An 18,186-nucleotide genomic window follows, 5' to 3' on the forward strand; every position below is an offset into this window, starting at 1 on the left:
AAGTAGCTCTAAGTAGTATAAACATCTATGATAATTATCATAGATGAAAAGTATTTTTCAATAAAAATTAAACTTATAAGTTTAGATAAATAATAGACTTATTTATTAAACCTTTCGTATGCTGCTTTTTCTAATTCTTCTTGAAAATCTGGGTGTGCAATCTCAATTAAAGCATTAGCTCTTTGCTTTAAACTTTTGCCAAATAAATTTGCCACACCATTTTCGGTAACCACATAATGTACATGTGCTCTTGTGGTTGTTACACCAGCACCTTGTTTTAAAAAAGGTGTAATTTTAGATAAACCCTTATTGGTTACAGATGGCATGGCGAAAATTGGCTTCCCTCCTTTTGAGAGTGCTGCTCCTCTAATAAAATCCATTTGCCCACCTACACCCGAATATTGATACTTACCAATAGTATCAGCACATATTTGTCCGGTTAAGTCTATTTCTATAGCACTATTAATAGCAGTCACTTTAGGGTTTAATTTAATGAGTGAGGTATCGTTGGTATAAGCTGCTTCTTTAAAATGTACTATGGGGTTATCGTCAATAAAGTCATAGAGTTTTTTTGAACCAACGGCAAAACAGGTTACTAATTTTCCTGTTTTAAGCTTTTTTTCTTCTCCAGTGATCACGCCTTTTTCAACCAATGGCAAAATACCATCAGAAAACATTTCGGTATGAATACCTAATCGTTTATGATTGGTAAGATTATTTAACACTGCATTTGGTATATTACCTATACCCATTTGCAGCGTAGCACCATCTTCTACTAAATTAGCTACATAAGCTCCTATCTTTTTCTCTACAGGTGATAGATTTCCTAATTCTGTACTATGGATAGGCTTATCTACATGTACCGCATAGTCAATATTATCTACATGTATGATTCCATCTCCGTGTGTTCTAGGCACCTGTGGATTTATTTGAGCAATGACCATCTTTGCAGAACGTAAAGCTGGCAAAGTAATATCTACAGATGTTCCTAAAGAACAATAGCCGTGTCTGTCTGGCGTAGATACTTGTATAAAAGCGACATCTAGGGGTAATATTCCATCATCAAATAAATGATAAATTTCACTTAAAAATATAGGGATATAGTCACCTCTATTTGAATTTACAGATTTTCTGACATTGCCACCAACAAAACAACTTGTTAGTCTAAACACCTTATCATAAGGCGCTTCGGTATATCTGGCAGTCCCTTCAGTATGCACTTGAATAATATCAATATTAGAAAGCTCTTGATACCTTTCGCATAAAGCATCTATTAAAACATTTGGGGTCATCGCTGCTCCTTGAAAGAATATTCTGTCTCCAGATTTTACATTATTAATCGCACTAGTAGCATCTACTATTTTCATTTTATCTTATTTATAATTTTTTTTGAATTTATTCTACACACTCAATGGGTGTATTATGTACTTGTAGTTTTACATCTTTAGGAGATACATAAGGAATGCCTAAACCCATACCTCTAAGGATAAACAACAAACCAATTAATATTACAAATACTGGTATGGCTTTGGTGATTTTTTTACGAAAATTAATTGAAAAAATATTTTTAGAATATATAGCAAGTGTCATTATGGGTATGGTGCCAAGACCAAAAATAAACATATACAAGGCACCCAAATAGAATTCTGACATAGCAATCGCTCCAACCAATGCCATATAAACCATACCACATGGTAGAAATCCATTAAAAAAACCAATAGTAAAAATTGCTTTGTTAGATTTCTGTTTTAAATAAAAACCTAATTTAGACTTAACTTGACCAATTAAACGAAACAAGGGCTTTGAGAAATTATATTTATTAAAGATTCTAGCAGGTATTAATACAATGGCTATCATTATAATACCCAATAAAATAGATAACCGCTGCTGAAAACCAGATAAATACAATCCTCTACCCAATAGGCCAAATAAAGCACCAATGCTACTGTAAGCTAATAATCGACCTAAGTGGTATAACACCGTTTGATAAGTACCTTTTGTTTTGTTAGCTCGGTCAATTGGCAATACAAATGCTATAGGCCCACACATGCCAACACAGTGAAAACTACTTAATAAACCTAATATGATAGCAGACAATAGCATCTAATACACAAACTCTTTTTTATAGAGGTATTCTTTATTATTTTCGCTCCAACTAATTTTAATGTCCCAACGACCGCCTACCAACTTATTATCAGGTATGAGTAATGTAGTAGTTTTAGATAAGACAAATGGGATGTCTGTATCTAAACTTTGGTTAGACGGTCTATAAAGGGACACGTTTCCCTTGATAGTTTCTGTTTGATAATTTTCAGGGAAACTAATTTCTATTCCTTTTGTTGTTTTTTTAAATTGTAATTTAACACCTAGCTCTTTGGTATTCTTATATTTATCAATATCTTTTTGATAATTTAGTTCATCTTTATAATACTCATCAGAGACTAAATCGTAATCGTATTTTTCATTGGTACTGGCCTTTATAACAAAAAAGAGTATAAAGACTATAAATAGGATGAATGCTATTACGATACCCGTTCCCCAATTGATTTTCATAATTTCTTGTCTTTAGTTGTCAGTTCGAGTATTCCAGAGGAACATATCGAGAACTTGTTTTATATTCTAGATTCCGCATCAAATGCCGAATGACAATTCTTGTCAATATTTTTTTGGTCCTAGAAAATTAGTAGTTGTAGTTTCTACTAGCTCTCCATTTGAATAGACTCCTATTTTAATTTTTTCTTTACTCTCTTTTAATGATGCTCTAGGTATTTCAATAAATAGTGTTCCTTCAGACAAATCTTGCTTTGGTACTGACAAATCTTCTTCACCTACTAATTTTACTATACCATCGTGTGAAATTAATTTTATAGTTACGTCATTAATTTCATCGGTAGTTTTATTAATCAATTTGTATGTATATACATTACTGATTATATTGTTTTCTTTAGTAGTGTATAGTTGACCTGGCAATCGTAAAACTGTCGCCTCAACTGCATTACGCATAAAAAGCATTGCGATTAAAACACCAATTAAAATGATCAATACGCCTGTATATGCTTTTATTCTTGTTGTAAATGTTGGTTTTTCTTCTTTAGCAATGTTATCTTCAGATGCAAATCGTATTAATCCTTTCGGGAGGTTAACTTTTTCCATCATAAAATCACAAGCATCTATACAAGCTGTACAGTTTACACATTCTAATTGTGTTCCGTTTCTGATATCTATTCCAGTTGGACATACATCAACACATTGATGGCAATCTATACAGTCACCTTTACCAGAGGTTGGTCTGTCTTCATTCTTTTTAAACTTGGCTCTACCTGCTTCTTTTTCTCCTCGCTTATAGTCATAAGCAACTACAATAGATTTATTATCTAATAATACACTTTGCAGCCTTCCGTAAGGACAAGCTATCACACAAACCTGCTCTCTAAACCAAGCGAAAATAAAATAGAAAACTAATGTGAAAATGATAATAGAAATTAACCCACTTATATGATTCATTGGATTATCAGTAATAATCTCAAATAGTGCATCACTACCAATTATATAGGCTAAAAACACATTTGCAATTAAAAAAGATATGATAAAGAATACGGTATGTTTTAATACACGTTTTCTTATTTTCTCTGGAGTCCAATCTTGCTTTTTTAAACGAATTTGCGCCCCTCTATCTCCATCAATTGCATATTCTATCTTTCTAAAAAGCATTTCTAAAAAGATAGTTTGTGGACATACCCATCCACAAAATACCCGCCCATAAACCACAGTAAATAATGTGATAAAGACTACGCCAATAATCATTGAAATCACCAAAAGATGAAAATCTTGAGGCCAAAATGGAAATCCGAAAATATTAAATCGACGTTCTAAAACATTGAATAATAGAAACTGATTACCATTAACCTTTATAAAAGGTGCTGCAAATAGAAAAACTAATAAAAACCAGCTTACATAAGTACGGTACTTATAGAATTTACCACTAGGTTTTTTAGGAAATATCCATGAACGCTTACCGCTATCATCAATAGTGCCTATAGAATCTCTAAAGCTTTCTTTTGTTTGCTCACCCATTATTTACAAACTTCATTTTCCTTTTGAGTTAAACAAAGAATCTCTAGAACTAAAGATTCTTCAATACGTTATGAATGATAAATATTTACTCTTTCCAGAGTTCGCCTTCTTTTTCTTTAGGATTTTCAGTAGTTACTCCTTTCAAGCTCAATATGTAACTGGTAACTTGTTGAATCTTCTCGGCATTCAAACTATTTTTCCAAGCAATCATACCTTTACCGTCACGGCCACCATCAGAAATTGTATTATAAATATTTTCAGCACCACCGCCTAAAATCCAGTATTCATCAGTAAGGTTAGGGCCAATACCTCCACCACCATCAAAAGCATGACAGGCAGCACAATTAGTCTTAAAAATCTTCTTCCCTGCCTCTAAATTATCAGCACCACTCATACTGCTCGCATCTAGCACGACAGGATTGGCTCGTTTGTAATTATCTACTTCTATTTTCGCTAATCGCATTTCTTCTTCGAAACTTTCTGCATTCGTGTTACCTCCAAGAATATGATAATATCCTAAATATAATACTGCAAAAACAATAGAAATGTAAAAGGAATATAACCACCATGGTGGTAAAGAATTATCTAACTCTTTTATTCCATCATAATCATGATCTAATAAAATATCTTTTTCTTGCTCTATAGGCTTAGAACCCCACATACTTTTAAGAAAGCCTTTGAGTCCACTGTCTTCTTCAACTAAATTGTCTGAAGACTCATCAGAATCATTTGCATATATATTAAATGCCTCAAAACCGATCAGTAATAAAAACACAAACAAAAGAAATAAAGCTACCGAAGGGTTAGATATAAAAGCTGGTTCTGTACTAGTTTTATATAAACTTTCTACTATTATAAAAATAATTGCAAAAACAATTAATACACGCAGAAATGCAAGGGTTGATTTATTTTTCATAGTTCTAAAGTATTATCATTATCTAATGGTAAATTGCTTACCTTATTTATATATTCTTTTTTAGCTGTGAATACCCACCAAAATAACACTGCGAAAAAAATAAAAAAGATCAATAAAGAGATCATTGGGTATATGGCAACACCTTCCATGCTTTCCATATGATGTTTTATAAACTTTAACATGATTAGTTATTTTGAACTGTTTTTTGTTCGTCTTTTACTTTAATATCTGTACCTAGTCGCTGCAAGTAGGCAATTAATGCTACTATTTCGCGCTCATTCATTGGCGTAAATTCAAGTCCATTTGATGCTGCATCCTTTTTAGCAGCTTCATAACTTTCTGCGAATGCAGGATCTTGATATAAGTTCTTTTCGATACCTAATGCCTGCTCTTTCATGCTTGTACGTGCATTATCTATTTCTTCTTGAGAATATGGTACACCTAGTTTTACCATTACTTTCATCTTCTTCTCTATTTGAGAAATATCAAGCTTATTCTTACTTAGCCACTGATAATTAGGCATTATTGATCCTGGTGAAGTACTTTGCGGATCATTCATATGATTTAAATGCCAACTGTCTGAGTACTTTCCTCCTTCTCTGGCCAAGTCTGGCCCTGTTCGTTTAGAACCCCATAAGAAAGGATGATCATATACAAATTCACCAGCTTTTGAATATTCTCCATAGCGTTCAACCTCACTTCTAAATGGTCTAATCATTTGTGAGTGACACCCCACACAACCTTCTCTTATGTATAGATCTCTACCTTCTAATTCAAGCGGTGTATATGGTTTTACACTTGTGATAGTAGGAATATTCGATTTCACCATAATTGTTGGTACAATCTGTACTATGCCACCAATGAGTATTGCAATTGTTGCAAAAATTGTTAATTGAACTGGTTTTCTTTCTAAAGCATGATGCCAAGTTTCTCCTACTAAACGTCCTTTTTTAATTTTTACTAAAGCAGGAGCTTCTGCATGCTCATCTTCTACTTTGCTTCCAGATTTCACAGTCTTGACAACGTTATATAACATTATTATAGCACCAACTATATACATAGTACCGCCTATAGCACGCATCCAATACATTGGCATAATCTGAGTAACCGTTTCTAAAAAATTACCATAAACTAATGTACCATCTGGATTGAATTGTTTCCACATAGAAGCTTGCACAAAACCTGCTACATATAATGGTAATGCATATAAAATAATACCTAAAGTGCCAATCCAAAAATGTGTGTTGGCCAGTTTATTAGAATATAGTTTTGTTTTAAACATTCTAGGTATTAACCAATAGATCATACCAAAAGTTAAGAAACCGTTCCATGCTAAAGCACCAACGTGTACGTGAGCAATGATCCAATCTGAGAAATGCGCAATGGCATTAACACTCTTAAGAGAAAGCATTGGACCTTCAAAAGTTGCCATACCATAACCAGTAATGGCTACTACCATAAACTTCAATACTGGATCTGTTCTTACTTTATCCCAGGCGCCTCGTAGTGTTAGCAACCCGTTAATCATACCTCCCCAAGATGGCATTAATAACATTATAGAGAATACAACTCCTAAATTTTGAGCCCAATCTGGTAAAGCAGTATATAATAAATGGTGTGGGCCTGCCCAGATATAAATAAATATTAATGACCAAAAGTGAACTATAGATAATTTATATGAGTAAATAGGCCTGTTAGCCGCTTTAGGAATGAAATAATACATCAATCCTAAAAATGGTGTTGTTAAAAAGAATGCTACCGCATTATGACCATACCACCATTGCACTAAGGCATCCTGAACTCCGGCATAAACCGAATAACTTTTTAATCCGTTTACTGGTAATTCTAAACTGTTAAAAATATGGAGTACTGCAACAGTAACAAACGTAGCTAAGTAAAACCAGATAGCCACATATAAATGACGCTCTCTACGTTTTAAAATTGTACCAATCATGTTAATACCAAAGATTACCCAAACTAATGCAATAGCTATATCTATTGGCCATTCTAATTCAGCATATTCTTTACTTGTGGTATAACCCAATGGTAAAGTAATTGCAGCCGCCACAATAATTAATTGCCAGCCCCAAAAGTTTAATTTACTCAACAGATCACTATACATTCTTGCTTTAAGCAATCTCTGTAGAGAATAATAAACACCTGCAAAGATCGCATTACCTACAAAGGCAAAAATTACTGCATTAGTATGTAGTGGACGTAAACGACCAAAACTTAACCATGAAATTCCACTGGTTAGGTCTGGAAATAGAAACATAAAGGCTAGTAATAAGCCAATTAACATTCCTACCAACCCCCACAAAATGGTTGCATACAAGAAGTTTTTTACAATCTTGTTGTCATAATAAAATTGTTGCATTTCCATAAATTATGATTTATCTAAAGGTTTTGAAGTTTCTTTTTTAGTTGATTTATTTTCGAATAACATTCGTATAGAGGGAGTTACGGCATCATCGTACTGACCACCGCGGACAGCAAAAAAAAATGCTGCTAAAAAAATAATTGCAATAATTAAACTAACGGTTATTAATACATAAATAACGCCCATACCATACCTGATTAATAGACAAAATTAAGCGAGTAGAAAATTAAAAAATATGACAAATGTCATGTTTTATATTTTTTACTATTAGCTATAAAATTTGTTGCTACGGTTACAAAAATTACTATAGTTACAGAACTTAAAGGCATTAAAATTGCCGCAATAATTGGTGATAACAAACCATTAATGGCAAAATACATACCTATAAGGTTGTAGAGTAATGAAATTACAAAACTTATTTTAATAATTTTCAATGTTTTTTTAGACAATTCTAACAAGCTTGATAATTGTGCAAATCTGGTTGCATCTATTATTCCGTCTGAAGCAGGAGAAAATACATTAATGTCTTCTGCCATAGCCAAACCAACATTACTCTGTGCTAGTGCGCCTGCATCATTCAGCCCATCACCGACCATCAATACTTTTTGTCCTTTATCTTGTAATTCTTTAATATAGTTAAGCTTATCTTCTGGTTTTTGATCAAAAACCAACATTGTTTTATTAGGTAGTATTTCTTCGAGCTTATTTTTTTCACCTCGATTATCTCCTGATAAGATTCCTAAACGATAACTTTTCTTTAATTCTTTGAATAGTGAACCTAATTGTTCTCGGTATGAATTTTCGAAAACAAATTTTCCAAGCACCTCATTATTAATACTAATAAAAACTTTAGTTTGCAAAGAGGAAAGTTCTTTTGCATTTACAAACTCAGCTGACCCAAGTTTTACATGCCTACCATTTACTTTTCCTTGCACACCCTTTCCTAATTCTTCTTTAAATTCAGAAACTTTAAGCGAATGAATTTCTGTTAAATAATTATAAATATTTCTGCTTAATGGATGATTAGAGTTTCTTAAAACACTAATAACGGCTTGTTTATCTTCATATGAAAGTGGTAAACCGTCATAAACTATTCTAGCTTTGTTAGTAGTTATAGTACCCGTTTTATCAAAAATAATAGCATCTATATGAGAAAGATTCTCAATAACATCAGTATTTTTAAGATACATTTTTCGTTTACCAAAAATACGTAGCATATTCCCTAAAGCAAATGGTGCTGAAAGTGCTAACGCACAAGGACACGCAACTATAAGTACCGCAGTTACAACATTCGCCACCATTGTTACATCTTTAAAATACCAAAAGATTCCTGAGGCAAAAGCAATAAGTAAAACAATGATAGTAAACTGCTTACTTATAGAATCTGTTAGATTTTTTATTTTGCTAGTTTTAGTTTTTGTAAAAATATCATTGCTCCATAGCTGTGTTAAATAGCTTTGTGAAACAGATTGTAGAACTTCCATTTCTACTGCTCCTAAAAGTTGTTTTCCTCCTGCAAAGATTTTGTCACCAGATTTTTTTGAAACAGGTAAAGATTCGCCCGTAACAAAACTATAATCTATTTCAGTATTTTTAGAGATAAGTATACCATCAACTGGAATTAACTCGTTATTTCTGATCAATAGTCGATCTCCTTTTTCTACTTCGTAGATTGAAACATTTATTTCTGATTTGTCATCTTTAATTTTAGTGACTGCAATTGGAAAATAGGATTTATAATCTCGCTCAAAAGACAAGAAGCTATAGGTTTGTTGTTGAAATATTTTTCCTAGTAATAGAAAAAAAACAAATCCAGCCAAGCTATCGAAATATCCTTGACCAACATTAAAAAGTATTTCATAAGAACTTCGTAAAAACAGCACAGAAATACCTAAGGCTATAGGTACATCTATATTTAAGATCTTATGTTTTAATCCTTTATAGGCAGAAAGGAAGTAATCACTTGCAGCATAAAAAACAACTGGCAAAACTGTTATAAAAATTATGGTTCTAAATAAGGGTTTGTATTTTTCTAACCAGTAACCATCAGATTGAAAGTATTCAGGAAAAGATAACAACATAATGTTCCCGAATGCAAACCCCGCAACAGCCAATTTATATAAAAGTGATCTATTAACTTTCTTTTTTTGAGTAGTTTCACTATCAAGGCTAATGTAAGGTTCATATCCTATAGAACTTAATAATTCAACTAATTTTTTTAAAGTAGTTTCTCTATTACTAAATGTTAAACGAACTTCTTTTTTAGGGAAATTTACAATTGAAGAACTTATAGCAGAATTTAGCTTATTTAAATGTTCTAAAACCCAAATACATGAACTGCAATGTATATGTGGAATATAGAATGTGATTACAGTTGTATTTTCATCTTTAAAATCATAAAGGTTTTTTACAATCGCATCATTGTCTAAATAATCATATTTACCTTGAATATTCTCTGGAATTTTGCCTGGTGATTGTTCTAAATCATAATAATTACCGAGTTCATTCTCATTGAGAATTTCGTATACAGTCTTACATCCATTACAACAAAAAGATTTATTATTGAAATGGGTTACATCACTACTACAGTCATCACCACAATGATAACAATTAGTTAAAGACATACATTACTCATTTACCTTAAACAAAGGTTAGATATAAACTATTTCTAAAATATGATAAATATCATATATATTGAATATATTTGAATAGTAATTTCTCAATTTGGTATGGGTAACTGTCAGCAGTGTATAATCCGTGAATTTAATACTTTAAAATCTCTAACTAAAGATGAACTTAAGAGCATGTCTGATCATAAGGATGCCATGACTTTTAAGAAAGGTGATGTTTTATTTAGGGAAGGAAATACTTTAAATGGTGTTTATTGTATTAAGCAAGGTGTATGCAAACTTTCTAGATTGAGTGCAAATGGTAAGGAACAGATAGTCCGCTTTATTAAAGGAGGTGATATGTTGGGTTATAGATCTGTATTAAGTGAAGAACCTGTAACGCTTACTGTTACCGCTTTAAAAGATATGGAAGCTTGTTTTATACCTAAAAAAGATATTTTTGATTCTATTAGAGAAAATCCAAAGTTTTCTATGGATATGATGAAGACTGTTTGTCATGATTTAAAGGATGCCAATGCATCCATTACAAAAATGGCTCAAAAAACTGTAAAGCAAAGACTAGCCGATACCTTATTATTTTTAAAGGAAACCTTTGGTGAAAGTAAAGAGGGTTATTTAGATATTTCTCTAACACGTGAAGAAATTGCAAGTGTTATTGGAACCGCTACAGAATCTGCCATTAGACTTTTATCTGAATTTAAAAAGAAAGAGTTAATTTCTTCAGATGGTAAAAAACTTAAGGTTTTAGACGAAAAAGGTTTGTACAGAATTTCTCAAGGGTTTTAGTTGACAATAAGAACTTATCTTGTTGACATAAGAAAAGAGCAAAATTATTCAAATGATTTTCTTCCCGTTTAAATACACTTTTTCAACTTGATGATTTCCAAAGGAATATGGAATAAAACTGTAAGAGTTGATAGGTTTAGTCACTATTAAATTCGCCTGCTTACCAACAGTAATAGAACCTAATTGTTTTTCTAAACCCATTGCATAAGCTCCGTTAATTGTTGCTGCATTTATAGCTTCTTCTGGAGTCATTTTCATTTTTACGCAAGCAGTTGAAACTACAAAGTTCATATTACCCGATGGTGTGGAGCCAGGGTTATAATCTGTAGCAAGTGCTAATGGTAAACCTGCATCAATCATCTTACGCGCTGGAGTATAAGGTATGCTTAAAAAGTATGAACAGCTTGGTAAAGCAACTGGCATTGTCTTTGTGTTTTTTAGCACCTCGATGTCTTCATCTCGCATTTCTTCTAAATGGTCAACAGAAAGAGCATTATACTTTACGCCTGCCAGTATACCGCCAATTGCTGTAAATTGATTTACATGAATTTTAGGAATAAGTCCATACTTCTTACCTGCCTCTAAAATCAATTCTGTGTCTGCTACAGAAAAATATCCTGTTTCACAAAAAACATCTACATATTCGGCTAAGCTTTTTTTAGCTATAACTGGTATTATATCATCAATGAGCATTTGTAAATACCCATCTTTATTATCTTTATATTCTAAAGGTAAAGCATGAGCGCCTAAAAAAGTGGACTTGACCTCTATTGGATAATTCTCTTTTAACCGTTTAATTACGCGAAGCATTTTTAATTCTGCTTCTTTTGTTAAACCATACCCTGATTTGATTTCAACGGCACCAGTTCCTAAAGAAATAACTTCTTCTAAACGCACTTTACTTTGCTCATAAAGTTCTTCTTCTGAAGTTTCTTGTAGTTTTTTAGCTGAATTTAAAATACCTCCTCCGCGCTTGGCAATTTCTTCATAGGTTAGTCCATTAATGCGATCGACAAATTCTCCTTCACGATTACCAGCATAAACTATATGCGTATGAGAATCACACCATGATGGCAAAATCATTTTACCAGTTACATCAACAATTTTTGCTTGAGTTTCTGGGCAGTCTTCCATCTTTCCAAAATCAGCAATCAAACCATCTTTAACTAATAAATAAGCATTTTTAATAGTTGGTAACTCTTTCATTTCTTTACCAGAAACAAACGATATGGGTTCTGTTCTAACTTGAATTAATTCTTTTATATTCTTGAATAATGTATCCATTAAAACAGGTTATTTAATATATTATCGTCAACTAAATTAGGTATTGTAACTTTTAAACTTGGTGTACGTTCCATTTCACGCTTTATAGCAAATAATGCTTCCTTATTACGTGCCCAACTTCTACGCGCTATTCCATTATTTACATCATAAAAAAGCATTTTCTTCAATCGAGATTCAGCTTCAAAAGTACCATCAAGCAACATACCAAAACCGCCATTAATAACTTCTCCCCATCCTACTCCACCTCCATTATGAATAGAAACCCAGGTCGCACCTCTAAAACTATCACCAATTACATTATGAATTGCCATATCAGCTGTAAATTTACTTCCATCATAAATATTAGACGTTTCTCTGTATGGCGAATCCGTACCACTCACATCGTGATGATCTCTACCTAATACAACTGGTCCTATTTTCCCTTCTGAAATAGCATCGTTAAACGCTTTTGCAATTTTTACTCTTCCTTCCGCATCAGCATATAAAATACGTGCCTGAGAACCAACAACCATTTTGTTTTTCTTAGCGTCTTTTATCCAAGTGATATTGTCTTGCATTTGTAACTGAATTTCTTTAGGAGAATTTTCCATGATCTCTTGCAAGATATTCATAGCAATTTCATCAGTTTTATCTAGATCTTCTGGTTTCCCAGAAGTACACACCCAACGAAAAGGACCAAATCCGTAATCGAAACACATAGGACCTAAGATGTCTTGCACATATGACGGATACTTAAAATCTATCTGATTTTCGGCCATTACATCTGCTCCTGCGCGAGAGACTTCTAATAAAAATGCGTTGCCATAATCGAAAAAATAAGTTCCTTTAGCTGCATGGTTATTTATAGCTTCTGCATGTCTTCGCAATGTCTTCTGCACCTCTTTTTTAAACGTTTCTGGTTCCTTGCGAATCAATCGATTGGATTCTTCGTAAGAAATATCAACAGGATAGTAACCGCCTGTCCAAGGAATATGTAATGATGTTTGATCTGAACCTACATGTATAAAGATATTTTCTGCATCAAATCTTTCCCAAACTTCTACTACATTTCCGACATATGCGATAGAAACAACCTCTTCAGATGCTTGCGCTTGTTTTACGCGAGTTAACAAGTCATCCATATTGTCAATCAAGACGTCTACCCAGCCTTGCTCATAACGTTTTGTTGCTGCTTTTGGATTTACTTCTGCTGCAATAGTAATACAGTTAGCGATATTTCCTGCTTTAGGTTGCGCTCCACTCATACCTCCTAACCCAGCTGTTAAGAAGATTTTTCCTTTTGGGGTTTCTCCTTTCTTTAAAATTTTTCGAAAGGCATTCATCACCGTAATTGTGGTTCCATGTACAATCCCTTGAGGGCCAATATACATATATGAACCTGCCGTCATTTGTCCATATTGCGTAACTCCTAATGCATTGTATTTTTCCCAGTCATCTGGTTGCGAATAATTAGGGATCATCATACCATTAGTCACTATAACCCTAGGTGATTCTTTCGACGAGGGAAATAAACCCATAGGGTGACCCGAATACATATGCAACGTTTGTTCATTAGACATGGTAGCCAAATATTGCATTGTTAAAAGATACTGCGCCCAGTTTTGAAATACAGCTCCGTTACCACCATAAGTGATTAATTCTTCTGGATGCTGAGCTACTGCGGGATCAAGATTATTCTGAATCATCAACATAATAGCTGCTGCTTGCTGTGATTTAGCAGGGTATTCATCAATTGGTCTCGCAAACATTTTATAATCTGGCTTAAAACGGTACATGTATATGCGACCATAATCATTCAACTCTTCAGCAAATTCTAACGCTAGTTCAACATGCCACTTTTTTGGAAAATATCTCAAAGCATTGCGAATAGCCAATTGTTTTTCCTCTTTAGATAAAATATCTTTTCGTTTTGGAGCTCTATTTACATCCTTAGGATATTCTCTTTTTTTAGGAAGTTCCGATGGAATTCCTTGTAATATATTTTCTTTAAAAGTCATTTTAACTTTTGTTTAGTGCACTCTAAAAGATCGATTTTTAACTAAATCAATCATTGTATTAATATCATCTTTTAAAATCCTATCATCTTCTAATTTAGCAACTTTACCTCTAATAAGCTTAAAATTTTCTTCTATAATTTTAGAGAAGGTATTTGGACGTCTAAATTCCATGGCCTGTGCAGCATACATTAATTCAATTGCAAATATTTTTTCTAAATTTTCTAATATCTGATTGAACTTACGTCCAGAAATACTTCCCATAGAAACATGATCTTCTTGCCCCAAAGAAGTTGGTACACTATCTGCTGATGGTGGAAAACACAAAGATTTATTCTCAGTAACTAAAGCAGCTGTGGTATATTGAGGAATCATATAACCAGAGTTTAATCCACCACTTTCAGTTAATAATCGCGGCAAACCATATTTACCTTCGAGTAATAAATAACAACGCCTATCTGAAATATTTCCTAATTCAGAAGCTGCTATTGAAGTATAATCTAACGCCATAGCCAATGGTTGTCCATGAAAATTACCACCAGAAATAGCTTCAGTTTCACTCAATACAATAGGGTTATCTGTAACCGAATTCATTTCAATTTCTGCTAGTTCATTTAAATGATAAAAAGCATTTCTAGAAGCCCCATGTACCTGTGGCATACATCTAATTGAATAAGGGTCTTGAACCCTATCACATTCTAAATGATTTTCAACATTCTGAGAATTTTTTAAAAACATTCTTATACGCTCAGCAACTTTTAAATTTCCTTTAAATGGACGTATATTGTGTAGCTTTTCTTTAAATGGTGATGCACTGCCTTGAAATCCTTCTAAAGTCATGGTTCCAGAAAGATCAGCAAGATCAAGTAAATAGTCCATCTTTTTTAAACCTACAATCGCGTGCGCTAAAATAAATTGAGTACCATTAATTAAACCCAATCCTTCTTTTGCTTCTAATTTTAACGGTTTTAGTCCTCTAGATGCTAATACTTCTTTAGCAGAAATTATTTTGTCTTTAACCCAAAACTCTCCTTCTCCTAGTAATGGTAAAAATAAATGTGATAAAGGTGCTAAATCGCCCGAAGCTCCTACGGAACCTTGTTCTGGTACAACTGGCAATAAATCATTTTCAATAAAGTAAATAATAGTATTGATCAATTTTAACCGAACACCAGAATATCCTTGACAAAGTGCATGAACTTTACAGATCATCATAATTTTTGACAATTCTTTATCAATCGGATTACCAACACCAACCGCATGTGTAATTAACAAGTTTTCTTGAAGTTTACTAGTCTCATCTGGAGTAATTTGTGTGTCACACAATGGGCCAAAGCCAGTATTTATACCATATACAGCTTTCTTGCCGCTAGCCATAATCTCAACTTTCTTTCTGCATTCTTCAACTTGAATTATTGCCTTTTCGGTGAGTTCTGCCTTTAGATTACCATTTGCAATAGCAATAGCCTTATCTACTGTTAAATGATCTATACCGTATCTAAACATACTATTTATTAAATTTTATCAAAGTTATTCTTATTTTTGATGCTTTATAATACTAATATTGTTTATTATTGATAACTATGAGTAATCAAATTGAGCATAGACATTTACGCTATTTTTTAGCTGTTGCCGAAGATTTACATTTTAGAAAAGCTGCCGAAAGACTATATATTTCTCAACCTGGCTTAAGTAGACAGATCAAACAAATGGAAGATGATCTTGGGGTTCAATTGTTTGAACGCCATAACAGAAAAGTAGAACTAACTGAAGCTGGAAAATATCTTAAACATGAGGCTACACAAAACCTAAAAGAATTTGAGAATATATTATCTCATACGAAGCTCTTACATGATGGTACTCGAGGAAATTTGAGTTTTGGTTATGTGGGTTCTGCCATGCATCAATTGATTCCTGACCTTTTATTAAAGTTTAAAAAAGAATACCCTAAAGTAATCTTTAACCTAAAAGAAATGGATAATCAACGCCAGATTAAAAGTTTATTATCTAAAGAAATTGATATCGGTTTTGTAAGATTAGAACGCGTACCTAGAGCGCTAGAAGTATTACCAATTCTAAAAGAGCCTTTTTGTTTAGTTCTACCTAAAAATCATCCAATAAATTCTTCTAATTTTAAAAAACTTAGTCAATTAAAAAATGAATCGTTTATAATGTTTGATCCTTCTTATAGCCCTTCTTATTACGAAAAAGTAATGCAACTATTTGATGATAATGGATTTTCACCAATTATATCTCACAACACGATACATGCGAGTTCAATTTATAGATTAGTAGAAAACGGATTAGGTATTTCTATAGTACCGAGATCATTACAGCTTGGTTATAATATGGGTGTAAAATTTATAGAGTTAGATAAAATAAAGCATAGAACTGTTTTATCTGTTGTTTGGAATAAAAATAATAGAAACCCAGTTTTAGCCTCTTTACTAGAGTATTTAAAATAAAAAAGCCGTGCTAAACACGGCTTAAACTTTTATATAATAAGATTATTTTTCTTCTCTCTTCACCCTAATCTGTTCTCTAACTCTAAAATTAGTTCTTCTATTAAGCTGATGTTGATCTTCTGTACAATCTTTACCATTAACACAATCGTTTACTAACTGAGTTTCTCCTTTACCTTCGCTACTTACTCTACTTGTATCTATTCCTTTAGAAATAATATATTCTATTGTAGACTTAGCTCTTTTATCTGATAAACGCATATTATAAGAATCTGGCCCTCTAGAATCCGTATGCGAGGTTGCATGAATATCTAACTCTGGATATTTTTTCATAACCTCAACTACTTTATCTAATTCTTCAGCAGCATCTGGTCTTATATTATGCTTATCGAAATCAAAATAAATTACATTAATATTAATCAATAACTCATCACCCACCATTTTAAAGTCTGGTGTCATATCGAGGTTTTCTACTAAAGCATCAGCATCTAAATCGTTTACCGTTTTAATTGAGCGCTCTTCTCTTAAATACCCATCATTAGTAGCAACTAGAGTATAATCTCCATCACATGGTAACTTAAAACTAAACGTAGCATCATCTTCGTGAGCCGCCGTGATTTGTAATTGATTACCGTCAGCATCCAAAATTTGCACTATGGCTCCTGGTATTAATTCTTTCGTATCTATATCTCTAACCACACCTTTTATTTCTTGGAAACATTCAATAAATAACTCTTCGTCTTCAATAAAAGAATAAATATCATCATCACCTTTACCTTCTTCTCTGTTCGAAGAGAAAAATCCTTTTTGCGCTGATTCATTAATTATATACGCAAAATCATCTTTAGGGCTATTAACTGGTTGCTCTAGGTTTAAAGCTGGCGATACAGTATTATCAAAAATTTTACTTGCAAAAACATCTAAATTACCATGCCCAGGATGACCGTTAGAAGAAAAATATAAAATATTATCTTCTGCCATAAATGGAAACATTTCACGTTCTTCTGTGTTAATTCTAGGTCCTAAATTTTTAGGGTCACTAAAGGTTCCATCAGAATTAATATCTACAACATAGATATCCGTTTTACCCAAACCTCCTTCTCTATCTGAGACAAAATATAATTTTGAATCATCACTATTTAATGCTGGCAATCCTGTTTGAAAATCATTACTATTAAAAGGTAATTTCTCAACATTAGACCATACACCTTCATCATTAACAGTTGCTTTATACATCTGTATGTTATCAAATCCTCCTTTACCTCTTATAGATTTCTCCTTTTCATCATAGTTGTTAGCACTAAAATAAACAGTCTTTAAATCTTTGGTAAACACTACTGAACCTTCGTGCAATCTTTTGTTTACCTCGCCTTCAAATTTACGTTTGTTAACTACAGCTCCGGTGCTATCAATATCTCCTACATAAAGATCTAAATATGGTTGGCCATTTTCTCGCCATACTCTTTTTACAATAGTTACTTTATCACTAGGTGATGCAAAAACTACTTTTCCTTCTCCAAAAAAAGCAACTCCAAAATCTGCCAACTTGGTGTTAACGTCTTGAAGTTTTACTAAATGTTTTCCGGGTGTTGTTTGAGCCACAACAAAAAGTGTACTCAACAATAATAGTGTGGTTAATATTTTTCTCATGACAATGTTG

General features: G+C 32.8%; 15 protein-coding genes. 2 read left to right on the top strand and 13 right to left on the bottom strand.

What is annotated here, in order from left to right:
* Positions 1-98: 98 nt before the first annotated feature.
* From AC3IF2_RS09585 to AC3IF2_RS09625, 9 genes are all read right to left on the bottom strand, one after another.
* Positions 99-1,367 (bottom strand): acetyl-CoA hydrolase/transferase family protein, encoded by a 1,269-nt coding sequence (locus tag AC3IF2_RS09585; RefSeq protein WP_489166819.1) that lies wholly within the window; start codon positions 1,365-1,367, stop codon positions 99-101.
* 28 nt (positions 1,368-1,395) lie between these two features.
* Entirely contained in the window at positions 1,396-2,103 is a 708-nt protein-coding gene (locus tag AC3IF2_RS09590) for a sulfite exporter TauE/SafE family protein (protein ID WP_489166820.1), read from the bottom strand.
* Complete coding sequence (locus tag AC3IF2_RS09595; RefSeq protein ID WP_489166821.1) at positions 2,104-2,553, bottom strand: FixH family protein; 450 nt, start codon at positions 2,551-2,553, stop codon at positions 2,104-2,106. It abuts the gene before it with no gap.
* A gap of 102 nt (positions 2,554-2,655) precedes the next feature.
* Positions 2,656-4,074 (bottom strand): cytochrome c oxidase accessory protein CcoG, encoded by a 1,419-nt coding sequence (gene ccoG, locus AC3IF2_RS09600; RefSeq protein WP_489166822.1) that lies wholly within the window; start codon positions 4,072-4,074, stop codon positions 2,656-2,658.
* A gap of 85 nt (positions 4,075-4,159) precedes the next feature.
* Entirely contained in the window at positions 4,160-4,990 is an 831-nt protein-coding gene (locus AC3IF2_RS09605) for a cbb3-type cytochrome c oxidase N-terminal domain-containing protein (protein WP_489166823.1), read from the bottom strand.
* Positions 4,987-5,172 carry a CcoQ/FixQ family Cbb3-type cytochrome c oxidase assembly chaperone gene (locus tag AC3IF2_RS09610; RefSeq protein ID WP_489166824.1) on the bottom strand — a complete coding sequence of 62 codons (186 nt, stop codon included), beginning with the start codon at positions 5,170-5,172 and terminating at the stop codon, positions 4,987-4,989. The genes AC3IF2_RS09605 and AC3IF2_RS09610 overlap by 4 nt, the downstream gene beginning before the upstream one ends.
* A gap of 2 nt (positions 5,173-5,174) precedes the next feature.
* Entirely contained in the window at positions 5,175-7,373 is a 2,199-nt protein-coding gene (gene ccoN / locus AC3IF2_RS09615; protein ID WP_489166825.1) for a cytochrome-c oxidase, cbb3-type subunit I, read from the bottom strand.
* 3 nt (positions 7,374-7,376) lie between these two features.
* The gene (gene ccoS, locus AC3IF2_RS09620; RefSeq protein WP_489166826.1) at positions 7,377-7,556 is read right to left on the bottom strand and encodes a cbb3-type cytochrome oxidase assembly protein CcoS; all 180 of its coding nucleotides are present in this window, start codon (positions 7,554-7,556) and stop codon (positions 7,377-7,379) included.
* Positions 7,557-7,615: 59 nt separating this feature from the next.
* Complete coding sequence (locus tag AC3IF2_RS09625; RefSeq protein WP_489166827.1) at positions 7,616-9,994, bottom strand: heavy metal translocating P-type ATPase; 2,379 nt, start codon at positions 9,992-9,994, stop codon at positions 7,616-7,618.
* A gap of 180 nt (positions 9,995-10,174) precedes the next feature.
* On the opposite strand from AC3IF2_RS09625, the gene AC3IF2_RS09630 reads away from it, so the two are divergent.
* Positions 10,175-10,786 (top strand): Crp/Fnr family transcriptional regulator, encoded by a 612-nt coding sequence (locus AC3IF2_RS09630; protein ID WP_489166828.1) that lies wholly within the window; start codon positions 10,175-10,177, stop codon positions 10,784-10,786.
* A gap of 48 nt (positions 10,787-10,834) precedes the next feature.
* Here AC3IF2_RS09630 and hutI read toward each other — a convergent pair whose 3' ends face one another.
* The 3 genes from hutI to hutH are packed head-to-tail and all read right to left on the bottom strand — an operon-like array spanning position 10,835 to position 15,570.
* Positions 10,835-12,070, bottom strand: coding sequence for an imidazolonepropionase (gene hutI, locus AC3IF2_RS09635; RefSeq protein WP_489166829.1), 1,236 nt, complete (start codon positions 12,068-12,070; stop codon positions 10,835-10,837).
* Complete coding sequence (hutU, locus tag AC3IF2_RS09640) at positions 12,070-14,067, bottom strand: urocanate hydratase (RefSeq protein WP_489166830.1); 1,998 nt, start codon at positions 14,065-14,067, stop codon at positions 12,070-12,072. Before hutU ends, hutI begins: the two co-directional genes overlap by 1 nt.
* A gap of 12 nt (positions 14,068-14,079) precedes the next feature.
* Entirely contained in the window at positions 14,080-15,570 is a 1,491-nt protein-coding gene (gene hutH, locus AC3IF2_RS09645) for a histidine ammonia-lyase (RefSeq protein ID WP_489166831.1), read from the bottom strand.
* 77 nt (positions 15,571-15,647) lie between these two features.
* Between hutH and AC3IF2_RS09650 the strand changes: the two genes are divergently transcribed.
* Positions 15,648-16,529, top strand: a complete 882-nt coding sequence (locus tag AC3IF2_RS09650; protein WP_489166832.1) for a LysR family transcriptional regulator — start codon at positions 15,648-15,650, stop codon at positions 16,527-16,529.
* A 42-nt stretch (positions 16,530-16,571) separates the two neighbouring features.
* Here the strand turns inward: AC3IF2_RS09650 and AC3IF2_RS09655 are convergent, their stop codons facing one another.
* Positions 16,572-18,176, bottom strand: coding sequence for an OmpA family protein (locus AC3IF2_RS09655; protein WP_489166833.1), 1,605 nt, complete (start codon positions 18,174-18,176; stop codon positions 16,572-16,574).
* Positions 18,177-18,186 lie beyond the last annotated feature (10 nt).

The sequence above is a fragment of the Maritimimonas rapanae genome (assembly GCF_057837205.1).

Coding starts and splice junctions, on each gene's coding strand:
- AC3IF2_RS09585 (WP_489166819.1), bottom strand. CDS start 1,367: ATGAAAATAGTAGATGCTACTAGTGCGATTAATAATGTAAAATCTGGA.
- AC3IF2_RS09590 (WP_489166820.1), bottom strand. CDS start 2,103: ATGCTATTGTCTGCTATCATATTAGGTTTATTAAGTAGTTTTCACTGT.
- AC3IF2_RS09595 (WP_489166821.1), bottom strand. CDS start 2,553: ATGAAAATCAATTGGGGAACGGGTATCGTAATAGCATTCATCCTATTT.
- ccoG (WP_489166822.1), bottom strand. CDS start 4,074: ATGGGTGAGCAAACAAAAGAAAGCTTTAGAGATTCTATAGGCACTATT.
- AC3IF2_RS09605 (WP_489166823.1), bottom strand. CDS start 4,990: ATGAAAAATAAATCAACCCTTGCATTTCTGCGTGTATTAATTGTTTTT.
- AC3IF2_RS09610 (WP_489166824.1), bottom strand. CDS start 5,172: ATGTTAAAGTTTATAAAACATCATATGGAAAGCATGGAAGGTGTTGCC.
- ccoN (WP_489166825.1), bottom strand. CDS start 7,373: ATGGAAATGCAACAATTTTATTATGACAACAAGATTGTAAAAAACTTC.
- ccoS (WP_489166826.1), bottom strand. CDS start 7,556: ATGGGCGTTATTTATGTATTAATAACCGTTAGTTTAATTATTGCAATT.
- AC3IF2_RS09625 (WP_489166827.1), bottom strand. CDS start 9,994: ATGTCTTTAACTAATTGTTATCATTGTGGTGATGACTGTAGTAGTGAT.
- AC3IF2_RS09630 (WP_489166828.1), top strand. CDS start 10,175: ATGTCTGATCATAAGGATGCCATGACTTTTAAGAAAGGTGATGTTTTA.
- hutI (WP_489166829.1), bottom strand. CDS start 12,070: ATGGATACATTATTCAAGAATATAAAAGAATTAATTCAAGTTAGAACA.
- hutU (WP_489166830.1), bottom strand. CDS start 14,067: ATGACTTTTAAAGAAAATATATTACAAGGAATTCCATCGGAACTTCCT.
- hutH (WP_489166831.1), bottom strand. CDS start 15,570: ATGTTTAGATACGGTATAGATCATTTAACAGTAGATAAGGCTATTGCT.
- AC3IF2_RS09650 (WP_489166832.1), top strand. CDS start 15,648: ATGAGTAATCAAATTGAGCATAGACATTTACGCTATTTTTTAGCTGTT.
- AC3IF2_RS09655 (WP_489166833.1), bottom strand. CDS start 18,176: ATGAGAAAAATATTAACCACACTATTATTGTTGAGTACACTTTTTGTT.